This window comes from Polyangium mundeleinium, from assembly GCF_028369105.1.
GTDB classification, from domain to species: Bacteria; Myxococcota_A; Polyangia; order Polyangiales; family Polyangiaceae; genus Polyangium; species Polyangium mundeleinium.
In genome coordinates this window covers 834,182-852,140 of record NZ_JAQNDO010000001.1, presented here as the reverse complement: position 1 = coordinate 852,140, position 17,959 = coordinate 834,182, and the positions used below count along the sequence as shown (strand labels likewise).

At 66.1% G+C, this 17,959-nt stretch carries 16 protein-coding genes and 1 pseudogene; 9 read left to right on the top strand and 8 right to left on the bottom strand.

Going from position 1 to position 17,959, the window contains the following annotated elements:
- Positions 1-107: 107 nt before the first annotated feature.
- Positions 108-1,220, top strand: a complete 1,113-nt coding sequence (locus tag POL67_RS03505; RefSeq protein WP_271915605.1) for a serine/threonine-protein kinase — start codon at positions 108-110, stop codon at positions 1,218-1,220.
- 224 nt (positions 1,221-1,444) lie between these two features.
- Positions 1,445-2,599: a tetratricopeptide repeat protein gene (locus tag POL67_RS54080; RefSeq protein ID WP_373372397.1), complete on the top strand. Its 1,155-nt coding sequence runs from the start codon at positions 1,445-1,447 to the stop codon at positions 2,597-2,599.
- 16 nt (positions 2,600-2,615) lie between these two features.
- Here POL67_RS54080 and POL67_RS03500 read toward each other — a convergent pair whose 3' ends face one another.
- Entirely contained in the window at positions 2,616-3,161 is a 546-nt protein-coding gene (locus tag POL67_RS03500; protein WP_271915604.1) for an HD domain-containing protein, read from the bottom strand.
- 21 nt (positions 3,162-3,182) lie between these two features.
- Positions 3,183-4,031, bottom strand: coding sequence for an SDR family oxidoreductase (locus POL67_RS03495; protein ID WP_271915603.1), 849 nt, complete (start codon positions 4,029-4,031; stop codon positions 3,183-3,185).
- Positions 4,032-4,139: 108 nt separating this feature from the next.
- Between POL67_RS03495 and POL67_RS03490 the strand changes: the two genes are divergently transcribed.
- Positions 4,140-4,655 (top strand): prolyl-tRNA synthetase associated domain-containing protein, encoded by a 516-nt coding sequence (locus tag POL67_RS03490; protein ID WP_271915602.1) that lies wholly within the window; start codon positions 4,140-4,142, stop codon positions 4,653-4,655.
- A 29-nt stretch (positions 4,656-4,684) separates the two neighbouring features.
- On the opposite strand, the gene POL67_RS03485 is transcribed toward POL67_RS03490, so the two are convergent.
- Complete coding sequence (locus POL67_RS03485) at positions 4,685-4,900, bottom strand: hypothetical protein (protein WP_271915601.1); 216 nt, start codon at positions 4,898-4,900, stop codon at positions 4,685-4,687.
- Positions 4,901-7,941: 3,041 nt separating this feature from the next.
- Here POL67_RS03485 and POL67_RS54075 point away from each other — a divergent pair.
- The 4 genes and pseudogenes from POL67_RS54075 to POL67_RS03465 all read left to right on the top strand — a co-directional run.
- A pseudogene (locus POL67_RS54075) lies at positions 7,942-8,346 on the top strand (RNA polymerase sigma factor); the annotation flags it as partial.
- Positions 8,347-8,382: 36 nt separating this feature from the next.
- Complete coding sequence (locus POL67_RS03475; RefSeq protein ID WP_271915598.1) at positions 8,383-9,144, top strand: hypothetical protein; 762 nt, start codon at positions 8,383-8,385, stop codon at positions 9,142-9,144.
- A 260-nt stretch (positions 9,145-9,404) separates the two neighbouring features.
- A complete protein-coding gene (locus tag POL67_RS03470; RefSeq protein ID WP_271915596.1) occupies positions 9,405-10,067 on the top strand; it encodes a hypothetical protein in 663 nt (220 codons plus the stop codon).
- Positions 10,068-10,214: 147 nt separating this feature from the next.
- Positions 10,215-10,766, top strand: coding sequence for a GNAT family N-acetyltransferase (locus POL67_RS03465; RefSeq protein WP_271915594.1), 552 nt, complete (start codon positions 10,215-10,217; stop codon positions 10,764-10,766).
- Between the two features lie 8 nt (positions 10,767-10,774).
- Here the strand turns inward: POL67_RS03465 and POL67_RS03460 are convergent, their stop codons facing one another.
- A complete protein-coding gene (locus POL67_RS03460) occupies positions 10,775-11,275 on the bottom strand; it encodes a cupin domain-containing protein (protein WP_271915592.1) in 501 nt (166 codons plus the stop codon).
- Positions 11,276-11,408: 133 nt separating this feature from the next.
- Here POL67_RS03460 and POL67_RS03455 point away from each other — a divergent pair, with 133 nt between their 5' ends.
- Both POL67_RS03455 and POL67_RS03450 read left to right on the top strand, forming a co-directional pair.
- Positions 11,409-12,614: an adenylate/guanylate cyclase domain-containing protein gene (locus tag POL67_RS03455; protein WP_271915590.1), complete on the top strand. Its 1,206-nt coding sequence runs from the start codon at positions 11,409-11,411 to the stop codon at positions 12,612-12,614.
- 166 nt (positions 12,615-12,780) lie between these two features.
- Entirely contained in the window at positions 12,781-13,608 is an 828-nt protein-coding gene (locus POL67_RS03450; protein WP_271915588.1) for a hypothetical protein, read from the top strand.
- Between the two features lie 13 nt (positions 13,609-13,621).
- On the opposite strand, the gene POL67_RS03445 is transcribed toward POL67_RS03450, so the two are convergent.
- The 4 genes from POL67_RS03445 to POL67_RS03430 form a co-directional block, all read right to left on the bottom strand.
- Positions 13,622-14,542 carry a UbiA family prenyltransferase gene (locus tag POL67_RS03445; protein ID WP_271915586.1) on the bottom strand — a complete coding sequence of 307 codons (921 nt, stop codon included), beginning with the start codon at positions 14,540-14,542 and terminating at the stop codon, positions 13,622-13,624.
- 21 nt (positions 14,543-14,563) lie between these two features.
- The gene (locus POL67_RS03440) at positions 14,564-15,628 is read right to left on the bottom strand and encodes a Vgb family protein (protein WP_271915584.1); all 1,065 of its coding nucleotides are present in this window, start codon (positions 15,626-15,628) and stop codon (positions 14,564-14,566) included.
- A gap of 110 nt (positions 15,629-15,738) precedes the next feature.
- Complete coding sequence (locus POL67_RS03435; protein ID WP_271915582.1) at positions 15,739-16,611, bottom strand: hypothetical protein; 873 nt, start codon at positions 16,609-16,611, stop codon at positions 15,739-15,741.
- A complete protein-coding gene (locus tag POL67_RS03430) occupies positions 16,608-17,939 on the bottom strand; it encodes a DUF1552 domain-containing protein (RefSeq protein ID WP_271915580.1) in 1,332 nt (443 codons plus the stop codon). The genes POL67_RS03435 and POL67_RS03430 overlap by 4 nt, the downstream gene beginning before the upstream one ends.
- Positions 17,940-17,959: the final 20 nt, after the last annotated feature.

The window sequence follows — 17,959 nt, the reverse complement described above, 5'->3', positions numbered from 1 at the left end:
TGCACGCTCGGACCCCAGCGTGCAGAGATTTCGCTTGAAGGACGGGCACCTTGACACCCAACGTGGCTCGCGTTGTCCTCACGGTTCCTCGCTGAGGAAGAGCGCCCATGCTTCGCTTCTGGCAACGCCGCAAAGACGATCCGCGCGCGGGTCCTCCCTCCCCGGAGGGGGCCGACGAGGGCGCGGCGCGCGCGGCGGAGCTCGAAAAGGCGACGTTCAAGCCGGGGATGCAGATCGCCGGCAAGTTCACGCTGCAACGCCTCATCGCCGCGGGCTCGATGGGCACCGTCTTCGAGGCCTGGGACATGTTCGTGGAGCGGCGCGTCGCGATCAAGCTGATGCACCCGAACTACGATCGCGACCCCGGCATGATCGCTCGCTTCCGCCGCGAAGCGCAGACGACGGCCGCGATCCAGCACCCGAACGTCGTCACGATCCACGAGGTGGGGCAGCGCCGCGACGGCACGTTCTACATGGTGCAGGAGCTGCTCGAAGGCGAGAGCCTGCGCGAATACCTGGCGCCGCGCGGCCGGCTCACCGAGCACGAGGCGATGACGATCATGGTCCCGATCATGGGCGCGCTCATCGCCGCGCACCGCCGGGGCATCGTGCACCGCGATATCAAGCCGGAGAACATCGTCCTCACGGATTCGACGTCCGGCGAGATCGTCCCGAAGCTCATCGATTTCGGCCTCGCTCGCGTCAACACGCTCGACCCGAAGCGCAAGCTCACGCTGAGCGGCGTCGTCATGGGCACCCCCGAGTACATGGCGCCCGAGCAGGCGAAAGGAGATCCGGGGATCGACGCGCGCGCCGATGTCTGGTCCGTCGGCGCGGTGCTCTTCGAGCTGCTCTCCGGTCGGCGCCCCTTCGACGGCCCCACGCACCAGGCCGTGCTCATCAAGATCGTCACGGAGGCGCCGCCGATCTTGTCCACGCTCGTCGACGACATCCCCGCGGCCTTCCTGGAGGTCGTCCAGGGCGCGCTCGTGCAGGCGCGCGAGGGGCGCTACCCGTCGATGCAGGCATTCCGAGACAGCTCGTCTTCGCCTACGAGAACATCTCGCACCGCGTGGTGCTCGCGCCGACACGAGGCCCGAAGGACGAGGGCGAGGAGGCGCACGAGCCGCGCGACGAGGTGGAGGAGGCGCACGAGGCCAGCGGCGCGGACGTGCTGGAGCTCGACCCGGCGGATCTCGTCCTCGACGAGGACACGGTGACCGAGCTCGACGAGGCGATCGCAAGCCTCGCGAGCACGACGATCGCCACGCTCCCGCGCTCGGAGATCGAGTGGCGCGACGCGACCGCGCTCTTCCCCGGCGCGCCCCCGACCGCCGACGAGAACGCCGCGTTCGACGCGCTCGGCGTGAACGCGCTGCGCGACGCGGCGGCGCACGCGGCACGCGCGATCGAGGCGTCGGGCACGCCGGAGACGATCGCGCGCATGCGGCTCGTGCAGGCGATCGCCCATCGCTGGCTCGGGAACACGGTCGAGGCGAGGCGCGCGGCCGAAGAGGCGATCACGGGCCTGCCGCGAGGGAGCACGGCCTATCACGCCGCGCTCGGTCACCTCGTCATCGCGTCGGGCAGCATGGGCGACGTCGCGCAGATCGAGGCATTCGTCGACGAGCTCGCGGCGCTCGCGCGCGAGGGCGTGATCAGCGAAGCGCACATCGTAACGGCGGGGCGCCTCGTCATCGCGCTCGTGCGCGCGGGCCTGCCGGATCGAGCGCACCAGGTCTTCGCCGGCGCGCAGCGGCTCGCGCAGCGGCACAGCGTGGTGAGCTCGTTCGTGCTCGGGTGGCTCGACGTGGCGCGCGCGGAGATCGCGCTGCACGAGGGGGATCTCATCGCCTACGTGCGGCGGGTCGAGTCGGCCGTGGAGAACTTCACGTCGGCGGGCGACATGCGCAACGCCTGCTTGCAGCGCTGCAACATCGGCAACGCCTACCTGCAGCTCGGCGCGTACGCCCTCGCGGTCGCGGCGTTCCGCGAGGCGCAGGCGATCGCCGAGCCGATGCAACTCGACTTCGTCTCCTCGCTGCTCGCGAACCTCGGCTACGCGCTCGCGCACATGGAGAACCTGACGGAGGCGATCACCGTGGAGACGGCGGCGCTCGAGCTCCTCGTGCGACAGGGCAACCGGCGCGGTGAGGGGTTCGTGCGGGTCTACCTCTCGATCATCCTGCGGCTCGCGGGACGCACGGACGAGGCGCTCACGATGGCGCGGCACGCGATGGAGGTCTCCGAGGGCGTGCCCGCGGCGCGGGCCTGCGCGCTCGCGCTCATCGCGGCGATCGCGATCGCCCGGAACAACATGCGGGAGGCGTACACGAAGGCCTCGGAGGCGATGCAGATCCTCGGTCGGCTCGAAGGGATCGAGGAGGGCGAGAGCCTGATCCAGTGGACCTACGCGCTCGCGCTCCGTGTGAACGGCGCCGAGGAGGAGGCGCTCCGCCGCATCACGGAGGCGCGGCGGAGGCTGCTCAAGCGGGCGGATCGGATCAGCGATCCGCGCTGGCGACAGAACTTCCTGGAGCAGGTACCCGACAACGCGCGGGTGATGGAGTTCGCAGCGATCTGGCTCGGCGAGCGGTGAGGGACGCGGGCGCGGACTACGGCGTGTCTCCGAGGTAGTCGCCGTACGCCTCGATCTTCGCTTCGAGCTTCGAAGCGAGCGGCGCGCTCCCCGGGCCCAGCGCCGAGAGGATCCGCCTCGCCTCCTCGCGGTACGCGATCCGCTTTTCCCGCGACCAGTACGGCGGCGGCGCGGCGAGGTTCGTGATGCGGTCGGCGAGCTTCACCATCCACACCTCGCGAGGCTCGCGCTGGATGCGTGCGAGCGAATCGGCCATCTGCTCTCCCTTCGGCAGGCGTGCATCCTTGCTCAGCGCGCGCACCCCGCGCGCCACGGAATCGCCGAAGATCCTCGTGATCTCGTCCTCGGACGCGCTCGTATCCTCCAGCGTGTCGTGGAGCAACGCGCACGTCATGGCGAGATCCACGTCGAACGTGTCCTTCGTCGCGACCGCGAGGATCTCCGCGGCGACCTTGGCAACGTGGGTGATGTACGGATGCTGCGTACCGGGCACGCGTTGCGCGCCGTGGGCCTCGGCTGCGAAGCTGAGGGCGCGCGCGTACGTGTCGGGGGAGAACGTCATGCGGGGGATCGTACCCCGCGTTCAGGCCGAGAGCTTCTCCGACAGCTCCCACAGGCCTTTCGCCAGGTCGTCGTTCCTCGCGAGGCTCGTCGTGCGCGTGAGGGCGCGATCGAAGAAGTACTCTCCGCTGTACGACGCGACGTCGTCGCTCGTCGCGAGCCAGATGATCGTCTCGGCGCCCTTCTCCGGCGTCCGCGCGAAGAGCGCGGCGGCCGCCTTGACGAAAATCGCCGCGATCGGGCCGGTGTTCAGCGCGAACCCCGTGCGTACGTAGCCGGGGTGCATGCAGTTCGCCGTCGCGCTCGACCCCACGAGGCGCCGGGCGAGCTCGCGCGTGAAGAGGATGTTGGCGAGCTTCGAGTCGCCGTAGGCGCCAAAGCCGGCCTTGCCTTTCCGCTTGGCGACCGTCGCGAGATCCATCTTGCCGACCTTGTGGGCGTCGCTCGACGTGCTGACCACGCGGGCCTTCGGCGTCTTCTTGATCAGGTCGAGCAGGCTCGTGGTCAGGACGAAGTAGGCCATGTGGTTCAGGGCGAACGTCATCTCGATGCCGTCGGCGCTGAGCTTGTAGTCGGTGAAGACGGCGCCGGCGTTGTTCACGAGCACGTCGAGCCGGTCGTACTTCGCGCGGAAGCCCTCGGCCACGGCGCGGGTGTCGGCGACCTTCGAGAGGTCGCCGAGCAGGAGCTCGATCTTGTCGTTGCCGCTCGCCTCCTTCAGCTCCTGCACCACGCGCTCGCTCTTCTCGCGGCTGCGGCCGACGAGCACGAGCGTCGCGCCTCGCTGCGCGAAGTCCCGGGCGGCGGCCTTGCCGATGCCTTCGGTCGCGCCCGTCACCAGAAAGACTTTGCCTTCGAGATCCTTCGCCATCGCGTCGCTCCTTGGTCGAGGCCGCATCTGTAGCGCACGCGTGTGCTGCCGGGGAGATGCGCGCACGAAACGTTGATCGACGGCGCCTCGCGCGGTAACGAATCGTGCATGACGAGCTCCTCCAGGGACGCGCTCTTCGAGCGGCTCGCGGCCCTCGGCATCGAGACCGAGACCGTCGTGCATCCGCCCGTCTTCACCGTGGAGGAGGCCAAGGCCCATCGCCTGCGGCACGACGGCACGCACGTGAAAAACCTCTTCTTGCGCAACAAGAAGGGCGCGATGTGGCTCGTCGTGCTCGACGAGGATCGCGCGGTGGACCTCAAGGACCTCGGCCGCCGCATCGGCGCGGGCCACGTCTCGTTTTGCTCGCACGAGCGCTTGCGCCAGCACCTCGGCGTCGAGCCTGGATCGGTCACGCCGCTTGCCGCGATGATGGACAGGGACGGCCTGGTGCAGGTCGTCCTTGATGCGAAGATCCTCGCGCGGGATCCGGTGCACTGCCATCCGCTGACGAACGACCACACGACGGCGATCCGGGGGACGGACCTCGTGCGGTTTCTCCGGGCGACGGGGCATGAGCCGGCCGTGCTCGACCTCGACGCCCCTGCCGCGCCCTCTCTATAAGGAGGAGGACGGCGGCATGGGGGACTGCTTCACGCTTCGCCCCAGGTGAAGGCGAGGTGGAACAGTTCGCGACTGCGTTCCATGTCGTCTCGACGGGCGCGGAGCATGACTTCGTCCCCGTCGGTCCCCAGAATGTAGCCGACGTTGATCTTGCCGCAGAGGCGCGACACGACGAGCTCGAGCCCGGGCAGGATGGTCCACTGCAGGCAAAGCGGCTCACCAGTAGCTTCGATCCAAACACTCATCGCACATTCACCTACCCAAGTGGGTACGGTTTCCTCCTGCCTGTTAAGTGTGTCGAGAGGGCGTTTTGTCCGAAGAGTTCGTCGGGGCCGGCGACTTTTTCCCGACGGGGGTTCGGCGGTGGCTCCCTGGGCGAACGGGTTTGGGAGGTAGAACCTCCCGGTAGCTAAGTGTGTTGAGAAGGCAGATCGTCCACCAGAAACGACACAGATGCGTCGATTTTTGCGGGGGCGCCCGAAAGGTTGGTCCACGGACGGTTCATATGTCCAGGTAGAGGGTGGTTCGCGGAAAAACCGCGACGGGTTCGTGCTCGAAAACTTGCACGAGGTCGGCGCTTGTCTCTTTCCTCCGTGACAAACCGCGTGCTACTGGATCCCGGGACGCACCAATGAGAGTTCGCAAGCATTTTTTGACTTTGAATGATGGATGATTTTCAAACGCGGGTCTCACTGATGCGTCTGCGGCCAATTTTCGCTCTCCCGATAAGTTTGCTGTTTTTTGCATTGGCTTGTGACTTCGGGTGGGGAGAGGACTTGGATTTTAAGTTCGTTTGCGTCTGTGGAATCGGTACACCTGAAGATTTCGCCGAGTGCGTTGAACTAGGTTATCCGCGGGAACCCGAGACGTGCCCTGATGACGTCGATGCTGGCACAGATGGGGCTACCGACGCCGATACGGTTGGATGCTTGGGGAGGTGTGCCCCGGAGTCTCTCTTGGACCTCGTATTGATCTAGTTTTAGGGGCTCATCATGCGGCTGTGGCCATATCTCACCCTACCTGTCATCCTGCCGTTCGTCGCCCTGGCCTGTGGTGACGTAGGCTGGAGCGAAGACGCCCACTATGAAGCTGTGTGTGTCTGTGGCGTAGGCACACCTGAAGAATTTGCGGAATGCCTTGCTGAGGGTTGGCCTCCTGATCCGGAAACCTGCCCCGCCGACGCTGGCACGGTCGGATGCCCAGGCGTATGCGCCCCTGAGACGCCTGCCGGTTTTGAAGGCCCCGTCCTCGTAGCCACTGGGCCCGCCATCGGTTTGCCCCTCTGTCCGTTGGGCACAAAGGAGGCTGTTTGGGCCTGGGCCGACCCGCAGCTCGGACCTCGTGATTGCCCAACATGCACCTGCGGCGAACCCCCGGGGGCCTGCCAGCTTCCGACGTCCTGGAATACGCACGCCACCGTTTGTCAGGATCCCACGCCGCCAGCGAGTGCGTCGTTCGACGCGCCGGCAAACTGGGACGGTTCGTGCACGACCGCCAACGCTCTTTCGGAGGGCAAGCTCTGCGGTGGTGTCCCCTGTGTCCGCTCCCTTTCCGTGGCCCCGCCCGTGGTCGTAGAGGGAGATTGTCCCGTCCTGGGGGAGGAACCAACGGACCTCCCGATCCCGTATGGCGGGACCATCAACGAGTGGCCTACGCCGTTCTCGGTCGCGGCATTGGCTTGTGCGAACGACGGGAAAACCCTCTGCAAGTACGCATCCTGCTCGCCGGAGCCGCCGTCGTCCTTCGATGTCTGCGTGTACGCAACAGGGGACGTTGTTTGTCCTCAAGACTGGACCAAACGCTCGGTGTTCTTCGAGGGGGGCACCGACAAACGCGAGTGCAGCGCTTGCACTTGCTCTCCACCCACGGGAGGCTCGTGCACCGTTCAGATCCACGTATACACGGACAGCGCCTGCACGAACGAGCAACTATCCCCGTATGTCTCTTCGGACATGTCTGCTCCGTGCTACGATCTGATGTCGGGTATCTCGCTTGGAAGTAAGAAAGCCGAAGTCATCGAAAGGTTGCCCGGTACGTGCTCCCCTCAGGGCGGTGAGTCCACGGGCGAGATCGAGATGGAGAAACCCATCACGTTCTGCTGCCTCTCGTAAAGCCACCTTGCTCGATCCCACCCCTAGCTGGTAGGGTCGGGCACCATGGCTCTCCGCGGGGGGACGGTACTGGCAGCGTCGCTCTGCCTCCTGGCAGCGCCCGCCGCCGCACAGGAGACCTATCGACTCGACTATGTGCGCAAGCCGGGCGCAGAGGCTTGCCCGAGCGAGGCAGCGTTCCGTGCTGCCGTCTCTCAGGAGGTCGGACGAAATCCGTTCCTACCTGACGCATCGAATCTCCTCACCGTCGTCTTCCACCGTTCCGAAAAGAAGGTCCGCGTCCAGATCGTGGCGAAACCCGCCTCTGGCTCGGAACAAAGCGCGCCCGAGCACGAAAAACCTGTATGGAACTGTGCCGGGTTGTTGCAACACGCGGCTTTCAGCGCCGGGATGCTCATCGATCCGCTCGATCCACCGGAACCTGAGCAACCCGTCGCTGCCTCTGCGCCCCCTCCGCTTCCGGCGCCACCCATTCCACGATCGAGCCCGCCCCCTCCGCCTACCGCCGTACAAACCGCGCGGGCAGTGCGGCCACCTTGGCCCGGGCCACCCATGCGCATCCTGATTTCGTTTGCTGGAGGCGCTGCGTCCGGCAGTACACCGGGTTTGTCTCCCTCGCTGGTGTTCGGTCTTGGGCTCCGACAAGCTGAACTTTCATTAGGCGTAGAAGCCCGCTTTGACGCTCAGAGTGCCCGTATTGAAAAACCATACCGAATCCGCGGATCACAGCAGTTCGGAATGCTTATACCGTGCCAGCACGCGAGGGTACGTTCTTGGCTTCAGCTGGACAAATGCCTCCTCATCTCAATCGGATGGCTGGATCGAAGTATCGAGCACGATAGTCAAGTAAGGAAGTTTCTGGAGGAAAACCCAACTTTCACCTGGGGTGTGGGCCTTCGCGGTGGCTTGTCGGTCCCACTGCAACAGTCCTTGACCCTCCAGACTCGACTTGATGTTCTCTTCGTGCCCGATCCGCCCCGGGAAATTGTCCAAGGCCGCGAAATCTGGACCTACCCCTACGCCTCCGCCGCAGTCCAGGTTGGTCTCGTCTACGCCTTCGACGTGACCCATCCCACCGCCAAACCCCCTCCCGCTCAGCTTTTTCAAAAATCTTCTCCGGCCGTCGGTACATCGGAGGGGTCTGACGACATATAGCAGTGGAGGCGCAGCCCATCATGCTAGCCGCGGTCGACACCACACCCACACGGGAGGAGTTCCGGACGTTTTACGAGGAGAACTTCCGCATCGTGTGGCGTACGTTATGTCGTCTCCGGGTCCGTGATGCCGATGTGGCCGACCTTGTTCACGAGGTCTTCGTCTTCGCGTACAACCACTTCGACGACATCCCTGCCTATCCTCAGGGGTGGCTCGCGCGCGTCTGCTACGAGATGGTACGAAACTACCGGCGCAAGGCCGTGCGACGGCTCGAACGCCTCGCCCCGCAGGTGATCGACGCTGCGATCGATCAGCATGCGACCGATGAACCGACGACGGCGGTCGTTCTCGAAGCGCTCGATCGGATGCCCGAGGACCAGCGGATGCTCCTCTTGCGGTATCACGTCCAAGAGGAGCCGCTGCACGCGCTCGCGAAGAGCCTCGGCATCGCGCGCTCGACCGTGCAGCTCCGCCTCACCGCTGCCGAGACGACGTTCGAGGGGTGGGTCAAAACGCTCCTCGGGGTCGATCCAGAGAAGAACTCGCGGGCGAGTCTCTTTGCGTCCTTCTCGCTGGCCGGGTTCCTGCCGCAAACCTGGGAGTCGAGCGAGGTCCTCGCCAAGGCCCAGCTCGACGGCTGGGGCCGTTTGTCGCGGGCGATCGACGCCTCGAAGATCGCCGCAGGCACGCCAAGGCACGAGGCGCCTCCTTCGATCAAACCGGGGCTCGGGACGACTGCTCTCCCTTTCAAACTCACGATCGCATTTGCCGTGGCGCTCCCGTCCGCGCTTGCGGGCATGCTCCTCGGGCATCTTGGTGCAGGTATCGCTTCGGCGCAGACAGCCGGGGCCCCCTCGCTCCACGCGACAACGCCCCAGGTTTCGATGATCGCTAACGCCTTCGTGAAAAACCCGCTGTCGGGCGATTTTGCGACACCGAGCGCTGTGCCGCTCCCCTCAGAGCAAGCGCCCACGGCTCGCCTCAAGGATGAGGATCACGAAGTCCCGCTGCTTTCACAGACGCGAGCTCTGCTCAAAGACAAAAACCCGAGAGCAGCTCTCGACACGCTCAAGGAGCATGCGCGCCTTTTTCCCAAGAGCACGCATGCTGACGAGTGCGCCAATCTCAAGCGGATAGCCGAAAAAAACCTCGCATCGATGACCGCGAAAGAAGCTACGAAAACGCAAGCTGCGATCAAGGAAGAGGATAAACCCAAACCCTGACCGGCGCGTGGGACCGTATCCCACGAAGGATCGTCGTTCGCAGCCGGCCGCGTTGCCTCTCATTCTGGGCGAGCATGGTGGCGCGGCCGCCTGGGGACGACGATCCCCGATTTTGAAGACGATCACCGCTCGCAGGCGGCCCGTCGTGGCAAACACGAACGGAGGACCCCTGCTCGCGCGCACGAAAACAAGGCCAATCCGAGAAGTTTGTCTCGACGGGTCGCCTACGAGCGGTGATCAAAATAGAACGGGAGGGAGCCATGCACACGCAGCCGGAATCGGACGACGACGTCCCGATCGGAATCCACGAACGGCCGACCTGGCCCGAGGACATGCGACCGACGATGGTCGACCCCTCCTGCGTCCCCCAAAGCGGATGGCGGTCTCGCCTTCGTGATCTCCTCGATCGAATTCGCGCCCGATTTAGCCGCATTCCCGTGCCACCGCCTCTCCCGCCCGCGCGCGAGCGTACGAGTAGCTCAACCACGCTCGTCTCCTCCGGTGTGTTCGTCTTCGAGGAGATTCTTTCGGGATTGTGGCGCCTCCCTCCGGAACAGCTCGACGCCGTCGTTCGCCTCGCCGACCACGTGCGCGAGGCCCGCGACGCGGGCCCGGAAGCCGCAGTGGAGGCCCGAATCCTCTACGTACTCGCCCGCCTCATGCCCGCCCCGGGCGAGATCGTATCCCTCGCAGTGCTCCGGGACAAACTCCTCGGTCTCCCGCGTTCGTCCGTGGATCAGGGCCTCCTCCGGCTGGAGGCGAGCGGGAGAATCGTGCTTTTTTCCGTGCCGGTGGGCGCAGGACTCGCTGGGACGGGTGGTTCGCCAGGCGCGGGGATCGAGCATCCAACACGAGGGAATCTCGAGCGTTGTGCCCTCGCGCCCGAGCGGCGCCACGGCCGGGGCATCCGACGCGCGGCGTGACGTTCGTGTGAAACCGCGGCGCTGGCGTGCGCGGGCGCTTGACTTCCGAGGGCCGCGGGCGCTTGCTCGGTCGGCACGCCCATGTCCTTCACGCCGTTCCCGCCCTCTCACGTCCCCCTCCGGAAAGGCCGCCGCGCCCTCCTCCGAATGTCCACCTACCCCGCCGATTCTGCCGGCCTGCTCGACCTTGAACGCGCGATCGTCGACGCTCGGCACGGAATCGTCAAATACCCCGACGAACTACCCGACGACCCGATCACCTACGGTGAGCTGCAAATACGCGCGGGCATGGCGGCGACGGACGGCTCGGCCTTTTGCATGGTCGCCGAGGAAGAGGGGCGCGGAATCGTGGCCGAGGCGTCGATCCTACGCCTCTCGTTCCGCATGGTCCGACACGTCGCCGTCCTCGGCATCGGCGTGCATCCCGAGGCGCAAGGAATCGGCCTCGGCCGCGTGCTCCTCGAAGCGCTCCTCGGCTGGGTACGCGACCATCGTGACGAGGATGGAGGCCGCATCCACCGCGTCGAACTCCACGTTCGCGCCGACAACCCTCGCGCCATCGCGCTTTATCGATCCCTCGGCTTCCAGCAGGAAGGATCCCGCCGCGCGCTGCTTCGTCGCGACGACGGGCTCTTCATCGACGATATAAGCATGGGCCTCCTGCTCCCCGATCCCGACGAGCCTTCGCCCTCGGCCTGACCGCTCGCCTATTCGTTCCCTTCCCAGTAATCGCGGCTCTCGCCATCCCGCCCGACGAATCGGAATGTGCGCGGCTTTCCGTCCGCGTCCGGGCCGAGCTCGGCGACGATGCCGAAGTTGCCCGCGTCGGGATATTCCACGAACTCGGGCGACATCCGTGTGCTCACGGACAGGAGTTTGAGTTCATCAGTCTCGGACGTATTGATGAACTGGTGTGCGGACGCCGGCCCGGAGGGCGGACACGCGATCATGTCGCCGCGGCGAATCGGGTGTCGTTCTGCGCCAAGACGCATCTCGCCCTCGCCTTCGAGCACGAAAAACATCTCCTCGTTCACGCGGTGGGCATGGAAGGGGAACGCGCGCTTGCCGGGCGGGATGATCGTGACGTTGTACCCGAGCTTCTGCGCGCCGATCTGCTGACCGACGAGGCTCACGCGACAGGCAAAGCGTTCGCCATGGCCCATCGGGAAGTACTGGAGCTCGTCGAGGTTGAGGATGGGGCGGGGCACGGGAATCTCCTGTCGTTATGGTTTGCCCTGCCGGTCTGTCATCGGGCCCCGTGACGGTCAAGGACGAAGCAAATGAGGGTTCCGGACGAATAACGCTTGACGCACGGGATCCGATTTGCGTTGGTGGTTCGACATGGGAACCGTGGCCCACGCCTCGAACCGGAGCGAGCTCGCCGCCGCGATGAAGGAGGCGTTGAACCGCGAGGCGCGCCGGAACGAGATGCGCGTCGCGGTCGTTCGCTTGTCGGCGTACGCGCTCGTGCTCGTACTCGACGTCGTGCTTTGGCTCCGGGGCCTGCGACCTGCGACGAACATCACCGGCGGAGCGCTGTGGGTGCTCCTCTCGGCCGCGCTCTTCTTCGCGATCACGCGGCTCCCGTACGGCCGCGTGTACTGGTTCATCGTGCCCGTCGTCGACTTCTTCCTCATCGACGGCCTGCTCGGCGGGCGTATCGCGCATATGGGCGTCACGACCGCGATGGCGGCGGTCTCCGCGCTCGCTTGTGGCCTCTTCGCCGCGACGGGCGGCATCCGCTTCGATCGCCGCGCGGCCGCGTGGACGACGGCGCTCGCCGTGGTGCTGCTCGTCCGCGTCCTCGGAGATCATGCCTCGCGCGTGCAGCTGCTTTACTCGGGCGTGGCGATCGTCGCGATCGGATTGCTCAACGTCTGGCTCGCCGATCAGGTGCGACGCGCGATGGAGGCCACGCGCGGGCAATTGCTCCTCGACCGCCTCTTGCCGGGCGTCGCGCGCGCGGCCTTGAAGGATCCGCTCTCGCTCCTCGACGCGCCGCGGTCCGTGGAGGCGACGCTGCTCGTCACGGACCTGCGCGGCTTCACCTCGCTCTCGGAGTGCATGGAGCCCGGCGACGTCTTCGAGATGCTGAACCATCTTCAGGGCGCGCTCTCCGAGGCGGTGCACGCGTGCGGCGGCATCGTCGACAAGTTCATGGGCGACGGCATGCTCGCGGTGTTCGGCGCGACCGAGCCCGGGCACGACCACGCGCGCCGCGCCATCGAGGCCGTGCGCCGCATTCGCGCCGCGCTCGACGAGCAGAACCGCATTCGCTCGGCGGGCCTGCGCATCGGCATCGGCGTGCACTCGGGGACCGTCGTGGCGGGCTGCCTCGGCGGCGGCAGCCGGCTCGAGTTCACGGTCATCGGCGACGCGGTGAACACGACCTCGCGCCTCGAAGCGATGACCAAGGACAAGGGCGTCGACGTACTCGTCAGCGAGGAGACCGTGCAGCGCGTGCCCGAGGTGACGTTCGAGGACCTCGGCGTCGCGCTGGTGCGGGGACGGCAGCAGGGGATCCGTGTATTCACGCTGAAGTCGTGACCTCGAAGGCCCTCGCACCTCGCAGGCTGCTGAGAAACGCAGCGAGCGCCCTGGAGCTAGGGAGGAGGACGCAGGAATACAAGCGTATTCCGAGGACGACGACCGACGATCCAGGGCGCGCAGCAAGTTTATCAGCAGCCTGCTGGCGGCGTGCTAGCGTCGGCGCGTGCCTTTGCTCGTGTTCGAGGTTGCCTGCGTCGCCGTCGTCCTGCTCGCGCTCGCGGCCATGGCGCGGAGACGGCCGCCTGCGGATCTCTTGACCGATTATGCGGCGCTCGCCGTCGCCGGGTGGATCGGCGAGGAGACGTGCGTCGCCCTTTACGATTATTATCATTACGCGATGGGCTGGCATGTCCGGCTCGATCGGGTGCCGATCCTCGTGCCGCTCATCTGGCCGCTCGTGATCCTCTCGGCCCGGGAGGTCGCGGCGTGCGTGTGGCCGCGGATCGAGCGGCTCCGCCCGCTCGTGGTGTTCGCGATCGTCGCGTTCGACGCGTCGCTCGTCGAGGTAATCGCGGTGCGCGCGGGGCTCTGGTCGTGGGTGGACGCGGGGCACCTCGGCGTCCCGATCATCGGAATCCTCGGGTGGGGGTATTTTGCGATTGGCGCGGACCTCGCCTTGTCGGGCCGACTCTCGTCCGGCGACGGGCGGCTCCGGCGTGCGCTCGCCACGATCGTCGCGGCTCCGCTCGTCGCGCACGCGCTCATTCAGATCACGTGGTGGGGGTTTTTCCGGTGGGCGCAGCGGGACGCGCTCGGCGTGGCTTCGCTTTGGGGACTCTCGGTCATCGGCGTAGTTGTGCTCGCGTCCATCGTCTTCGCGCGCCGGCGCGGCGGCGCCATTCCGCTCTCCGTCGCGTTGCCGCGCATGGTCGCGGCCGGCCTCTTTTTCGTGCTCCTCGTCTCGACCGCGCCCACGGAACTCCCGCTCTGGCACCACACCGCAATTGTGGCGGTCCCTTATTTCGCGGCGACCGAGCTATCGTCCCGGTGACCGGACGTCCGAATCAGAGAAACACGTTCGCTGGCATGCCCGCCCGTTGCCAGATCGTGGTGCCCACGAGGTAAAACACGAGCTGCGCCGTCCCGAGGTGCGTGAGCACGATACAATCGTGCGACGTGAGGCCCCGACGGTACCGCGGCCGATAAAAGGCGAGCTGCGTCGCGGGCGCGACCAGCATCAAGCCCTCGCGGAGGCCGATCGCGCCAGCGACGATTCCGGCGACGAGAATGCCAGCCGCCCCGACGAGCAGCCCATCGATGATCTGCCGCGCGCGGTGGGGCCCATGCACCACCGGATACGTGGGGATACCTTCCTGCCGATCCCCTTCCAGATCACGCATGTCGTAAAGAATCTCGTACGTCAGCTCGAAGGGAACGAAAAACAACGCAAGACAAACGATCCCGCTCCAGGGCATCACGCGCGCGCCGGGGCTCGTGACGAGGGGATACACGAAACACGTGAGGACGAAGAGGACCGACGAGCCGAAGTTCTTGAGGAAGTAGATCTCCTTCAGCCGGGAGAAGCCGCGCAGCGTGGGGACGATGTTGTAATTGTACGCGAGCCCGATGACCTGGACCGCGATCCGGAACGGCGTGAGCCCCGGCCAAACCAGGTGCGTCGCGACGAACGACCCGCCCATGAGCACCACGGAGCCCACGGTGAGCAGGCGCTTCTGGCGCGCGACGCGCTCGGTGCCGCGGATTCCGTTCTTGAGGTCCTCGTCGATGTCGGTGATCCGGTTCATCAGGTTGATGAGGAACCAGTCGAGGCCCACGACGAGCGCGACGAGCGGCAGGTAGCGGCCCGTCATGAGCCAGCCGAAGACGACGCACGCGGTCATGGCCACGAGCACGATGTGATACCGGGCGATCGCCAGCGCGTCGGCGAGCGCGGAGGAGGCGGGCGCGAGGGCGGCTTCGGACATCGCCGCCCCTTTTAGCATTTTTCAGGGCAGCGCGAGGATCCCGATCGGCCGCGCGAGCCTCGCATCCGCCTTCACCAGCACCGCGCCCGACTGCCCCGACGCGGGCACAGGCGTCCCATCGGCTTCGAAGCGCAGCACCGTCCCCGGGTTGCCCTTCGTGTCGTCCACGTCGAAGCCCACGGTGAAGATACGCCCGCCGTCGCCGAAGCTCAGGCCGCCGAGGTAATTGCCGCTCGGCGAGCTGCCCGTGTAGTTCGTGGCGATCGTGCCGAGCAAGGTCCCCATCGTGAAATCGTAGCGCCGGATGTCATTCGCGAAATCGCTGACGTAGAGCTCACAGAGCCCCGCATTGCAATCCGGCCCGTAGGCGAGGCCGAGCAGGCTGATGTAACCGTGCCCGGCGTCGGAGAGCGCGGGCTGGTCGGCAAAGACCACCATCTCGCCCGTCGTGACATCGATCCGCAAGACCTGGCTCGGGAGCCCCGGAAACATGGGCGTCCCGTTCTCGGCGACGGAGCCCTGGGTCGTGACGTAGAGTTTTTCATCGGGCCCGAAGAGCAGGCCATTCGGCCCGTTCAGGCCGCCGGGCATCCCATCGCCCTCTTTGAAGACGTCGATGAAATCGCCCGTTTTCCCGTCGTATCGCAGGATCTGATCGGTCAGGAAGCTCGCCACGTAAAGCCGCCCGTCCGGCCCGAAGGCGATGCCATAAGGACGGTGGAGGCCCCCGCCGTTCGCAAACTCGCCGTAAAACGCGCCCGTCGAGGAATCGAACCGCAGGACCGCAGAAGTCTCGGGCGTATCGCCGCTCGCGATGTAAAGGTCCCCCTCGGGGCCGAGCGTCATGGAGTCGGGGTGAAAGAGGCCACCCGTGCCTTTCGGGATGAAAACATCAACGAGCGCGCCCGTGTCCTGCTCGAATCGAAGCACGTTGTCGCCGCGGCTATTCGCGACGAGGAACATGGGCTTGCGCGGCACCTCGCCGCCGGTCGTGGTCGTGCCGCCCTCGTCATCCCCACAGCCCGCGAGGGCCGAGAGCGCGAGGGCCAAGGCGACCTTCCCAAGGGTTCGCAAAGGGATTCGCATCGCGCCAGCATATCGGCAGCGGCGCCGAGGCGAAAGGCCGATGGTGGACGAACACGCGGCGCCGTGCGGAGGCACGCGCGCGGAGGTCACGTTCGCCCGCGCGCGACACGTCAGCGGCGTAGGAACGCCGGCACGCCCTCGACATCGAGCGTCGCCGAGAGCTGCTCGCATTTGCCGGTGTCCTCGTTGTATGCGAGGTCCGTGTTCGCTTCGAGCAGCACCTTGATCTGCGGGAGCAGATCCTCGAGCCCATCGCCGTCCGCCACGCCGTCGAGGATCTCCTGCGGCAAGACGCCGCCGCCGAGATAGCCCCTGAGCTTGAGCTCCTCGTCGATCGAAAAACGGAACCGCGCGTCCTGCACGTTCAGCGTGAAGGCGACGTCGAAAATGGCAAGCGGGATCGCGAGGGCAAACGGGCCGGTTTCGAGCACGCCGTTTTCGATCCGCGCATTCCTGACGTAGCTGCGCGTCGCGGTCGGGTCGGGCTCGAACGTCTGGTAGGACTCGATGATGCCGTCCGTGCCGAGGGTCGGCCGCTTCTTCACGCCGACCTGCACGGCGAGGTTCACGCAGGCGTCGTTCTTGAAATCGTCGACGTTCTCCATCTCCATGAGGATGACGAGCTGCCCGTCGTTGATTGACCCTTGCAAAAGCCCGTCGATCGCGTCGCCGACGAATTTCTCCACCTCCGGGACGAGCGGCGCGAGCTGGTTATCCACGCCGCCATGCCCCTCGGAATCGACGAAATCCGCCTTTCCGCAGGAGAGGGAGTCGGTCCCGTCGCTCGTCCGCCCGTCGAGATCGAAGCCGGGCGCCACGGTCGGCGATACCAGGCGCGCAAAGGCGAGCTTCGTGGTAATGGCGGCGTACGTCTCGCCGGTCTCGCAAGACGCGGTCCCCGACCCCTCCTCCTCGCCGCATCCGGCGAGAAAGAGGCCGAGACAAAGCATAGGCAGGAGCCCGGAAAAACTTTTCGTCTTCATACCTCGATCGCCGTCAAGCTGGAGGTCACACGCGCATCGCCCTGGCCGAAGCTGTCCAGCGTCATCCCCATCCCTCGCGCGAGCGAGAGGAGCACCTTGCTCGCGTTCTCGGCCGACGGGGACCGATAATGCAGCCCTGTCTTGAGCGCCCCGTTGCAGCTCCCCGCCACGAGGATCGGATACTCTTCGAGCAGGTGCGATTTGCCGTACGAGCAATCACTCGTCCCGAGGATCGCGCAATGTTCGAGCAGCGTGCTGTCGCCCTCGGGGACGGCGCCGAGCGCCTTCACGAGGTAGGCGAACTCGGACATGATGTAGAGCAAGATGCTCTGCACCTGCGGTTGTTCACCGGCCTCGTCGTGGGTGAGCTGGTGATGCCCGGCGGTCGCCCCCGGATAAAGCGGATTGCCGACGGGGCTCGAGAACCACTGGCTGAACACACGCGTCTGGTCGCAGGCAAGCGCCATGACGAGGATATCCACCATCGCGCGCGAAATCTCGGACATCGGCGGCCGACCGTCCACGTCCGGATACGCGTCGAGCGGCTTTTGCGGCACCATACACGCCGCGAGGCTCGGCGGATTCTGCTGGAGTTTCTCGATCTGTTTCTCCAGCGCCCGGATGCCGTCGAGGTGTTTTTCCAGGCGCTCTTTGTCGGTTTGTCCGAGGACCTGCTGGAGCGCGGCGGCTTCCTCCGTGATCCCGTCGAGGATGCTCTGCCGCAACGGCAGCCGCGGATCCGGCATCGGCGTGCTGCCCGGCATGACGAACCCGTCCACGAAGACACGCTGGAAGAGCGCCGCAGGCGAGTTTTCCGGCGGGTTCACGCTATGGGGCGCGGTGTACGAGAGGCTCCGTCCGCCGGGCTGGACGGCGAATTCGAGCGAGCGGAAACGCGTATCCTGCCCGACGGCCTCGGCGATCACCTGGTCGATGCTCGGCTGCGTGAACGTGGCGAGCTCGGTGCCATTGCTGAGCGGCGTCGCGCCCGAGAGGATGCCCGCCGATCCCGAAAAATGCGGCACCGTGTTCCCGGTGTACACCTTCATGCCGGAAATGACCGAGACCTTGTCCTTCACCTCGGCGAGAGGTGCGAGCGTGGGAGACGGCTCCCAGGTCGGCCCCGTTCCTTTGGGCACCCAGAAATCGGGAAGGGTGCCATTGCCCCAGAAAAAGATCCCGAATCGCTTCGGCAGGGCGTCGCCTTGGGCATAGGCCGTCCCGTTCGCGTTGAGAAAAATCTCGAGCGCCGGCAGCCCGATGGCGACCGCCGCGCCCCCGAGCATGCCCCGGAGCATCGTCCTTCGGCTGAGCTTGGTCCGCTTCATGGCATGATCCCCTTCGTCAC

Excerpts from the sequence above, each read along its gene's own strand:
- POL67_RS03430 (WP_271915580.1), bottom strand. The coding sequence starts at position 17,939 with ATGAAGCGGACCAAGCTCAGCCGAAGGACGATGCTCCGGGGCATGCTC.
- POL67_RS03440 (WP_271915584.1), bottom strand. The coding sequence starts at position 15,628 with ATGCGAATCCCTTTGCGAACCCTTGGGAAGGTCGCCTTGGCCCTCGCG.
- POL67_RS03435 (WP_271915582.1), bottom strand. The coding sequence starts at position 16,611 with ATGAAGACGAAAAGTTTTTCCGGGCTCCTGCCTATGCTTTGTCTCGGC.
- POL67_RS03495 (WP_271915603.1), bottom strand. The coding sequence starts at position 4,031 with ATGGCGAAGGATCTCGAAGGCAAAGTCTTTCTGGTGACGGGCGCGACC.
- POL67_RS03465 (WP_271915594.1), top strand. The coding sequence starts at position 10,215 with ATGTCCACCTACCCCGCCGATTCTGCCGGCCTGCTCGACCTTGAACGC.
- POL67_RS03490 (WP_271915602.1), top strand. The coding sequence starts at position 4,140 with ATGACGAGCTCCTCCAGGGACGCGCTCTTCGAGCGGCTCGCGGCCCTC.
- POL67_RS03500 (WP_271915604.1), bottom strand. The coding sequence starts at position 3,161 with ATGACGTTCTCCCCCGACACGTACGCGCGCGCCCTCAGCTTCGCAGCC.
- POL67_RS03485 (WP_271915601.1), bottom strand. The coding sequence starts at position 4,900 with ATGAGTGTTTGGATCGAAGCTACTGGTGAGCCGCTTTGCCTGCAGTGG.
- POL67_RS03470 (WP_271915596.1), top strand. The coding sequence starts at position 9,405 with ATGCACACGCAGCCGGAATCGGACGACGACGTCCCGATCGGAATCCAC.
- POL67_RS03445 (WP_271915586.1), bottom strand. The coding sequence starts at position 14,542 with ATGTCCGAAGCCGCCCTCGCGCCCGCCTCCTCCGCGCTCGCCGACGCG.
- POL67_RS54080 (WP_373372397.1), top strand. The coding sequence starts at position 1,445 with ATGCGGCTCGTGCAGGCGATCGCCCATCGCTGGCTCGGGAACACGGTC.
- POL67_RS03505 (WP_271915605.1), top strand. The coding sequence starts at position 108 with ATGCTTCGCTTCTGGCAACGCCGCAAAGACGATCCGCGCGCGGGTCCT.
- POL67_RS03455 (WP_271915590.1), top strand. The coding sequence starts at position 11,409 with ATGGGAACCGTGGCCCACGCCTCGAACCGGAGCGAGCTCGCCGCCGCG.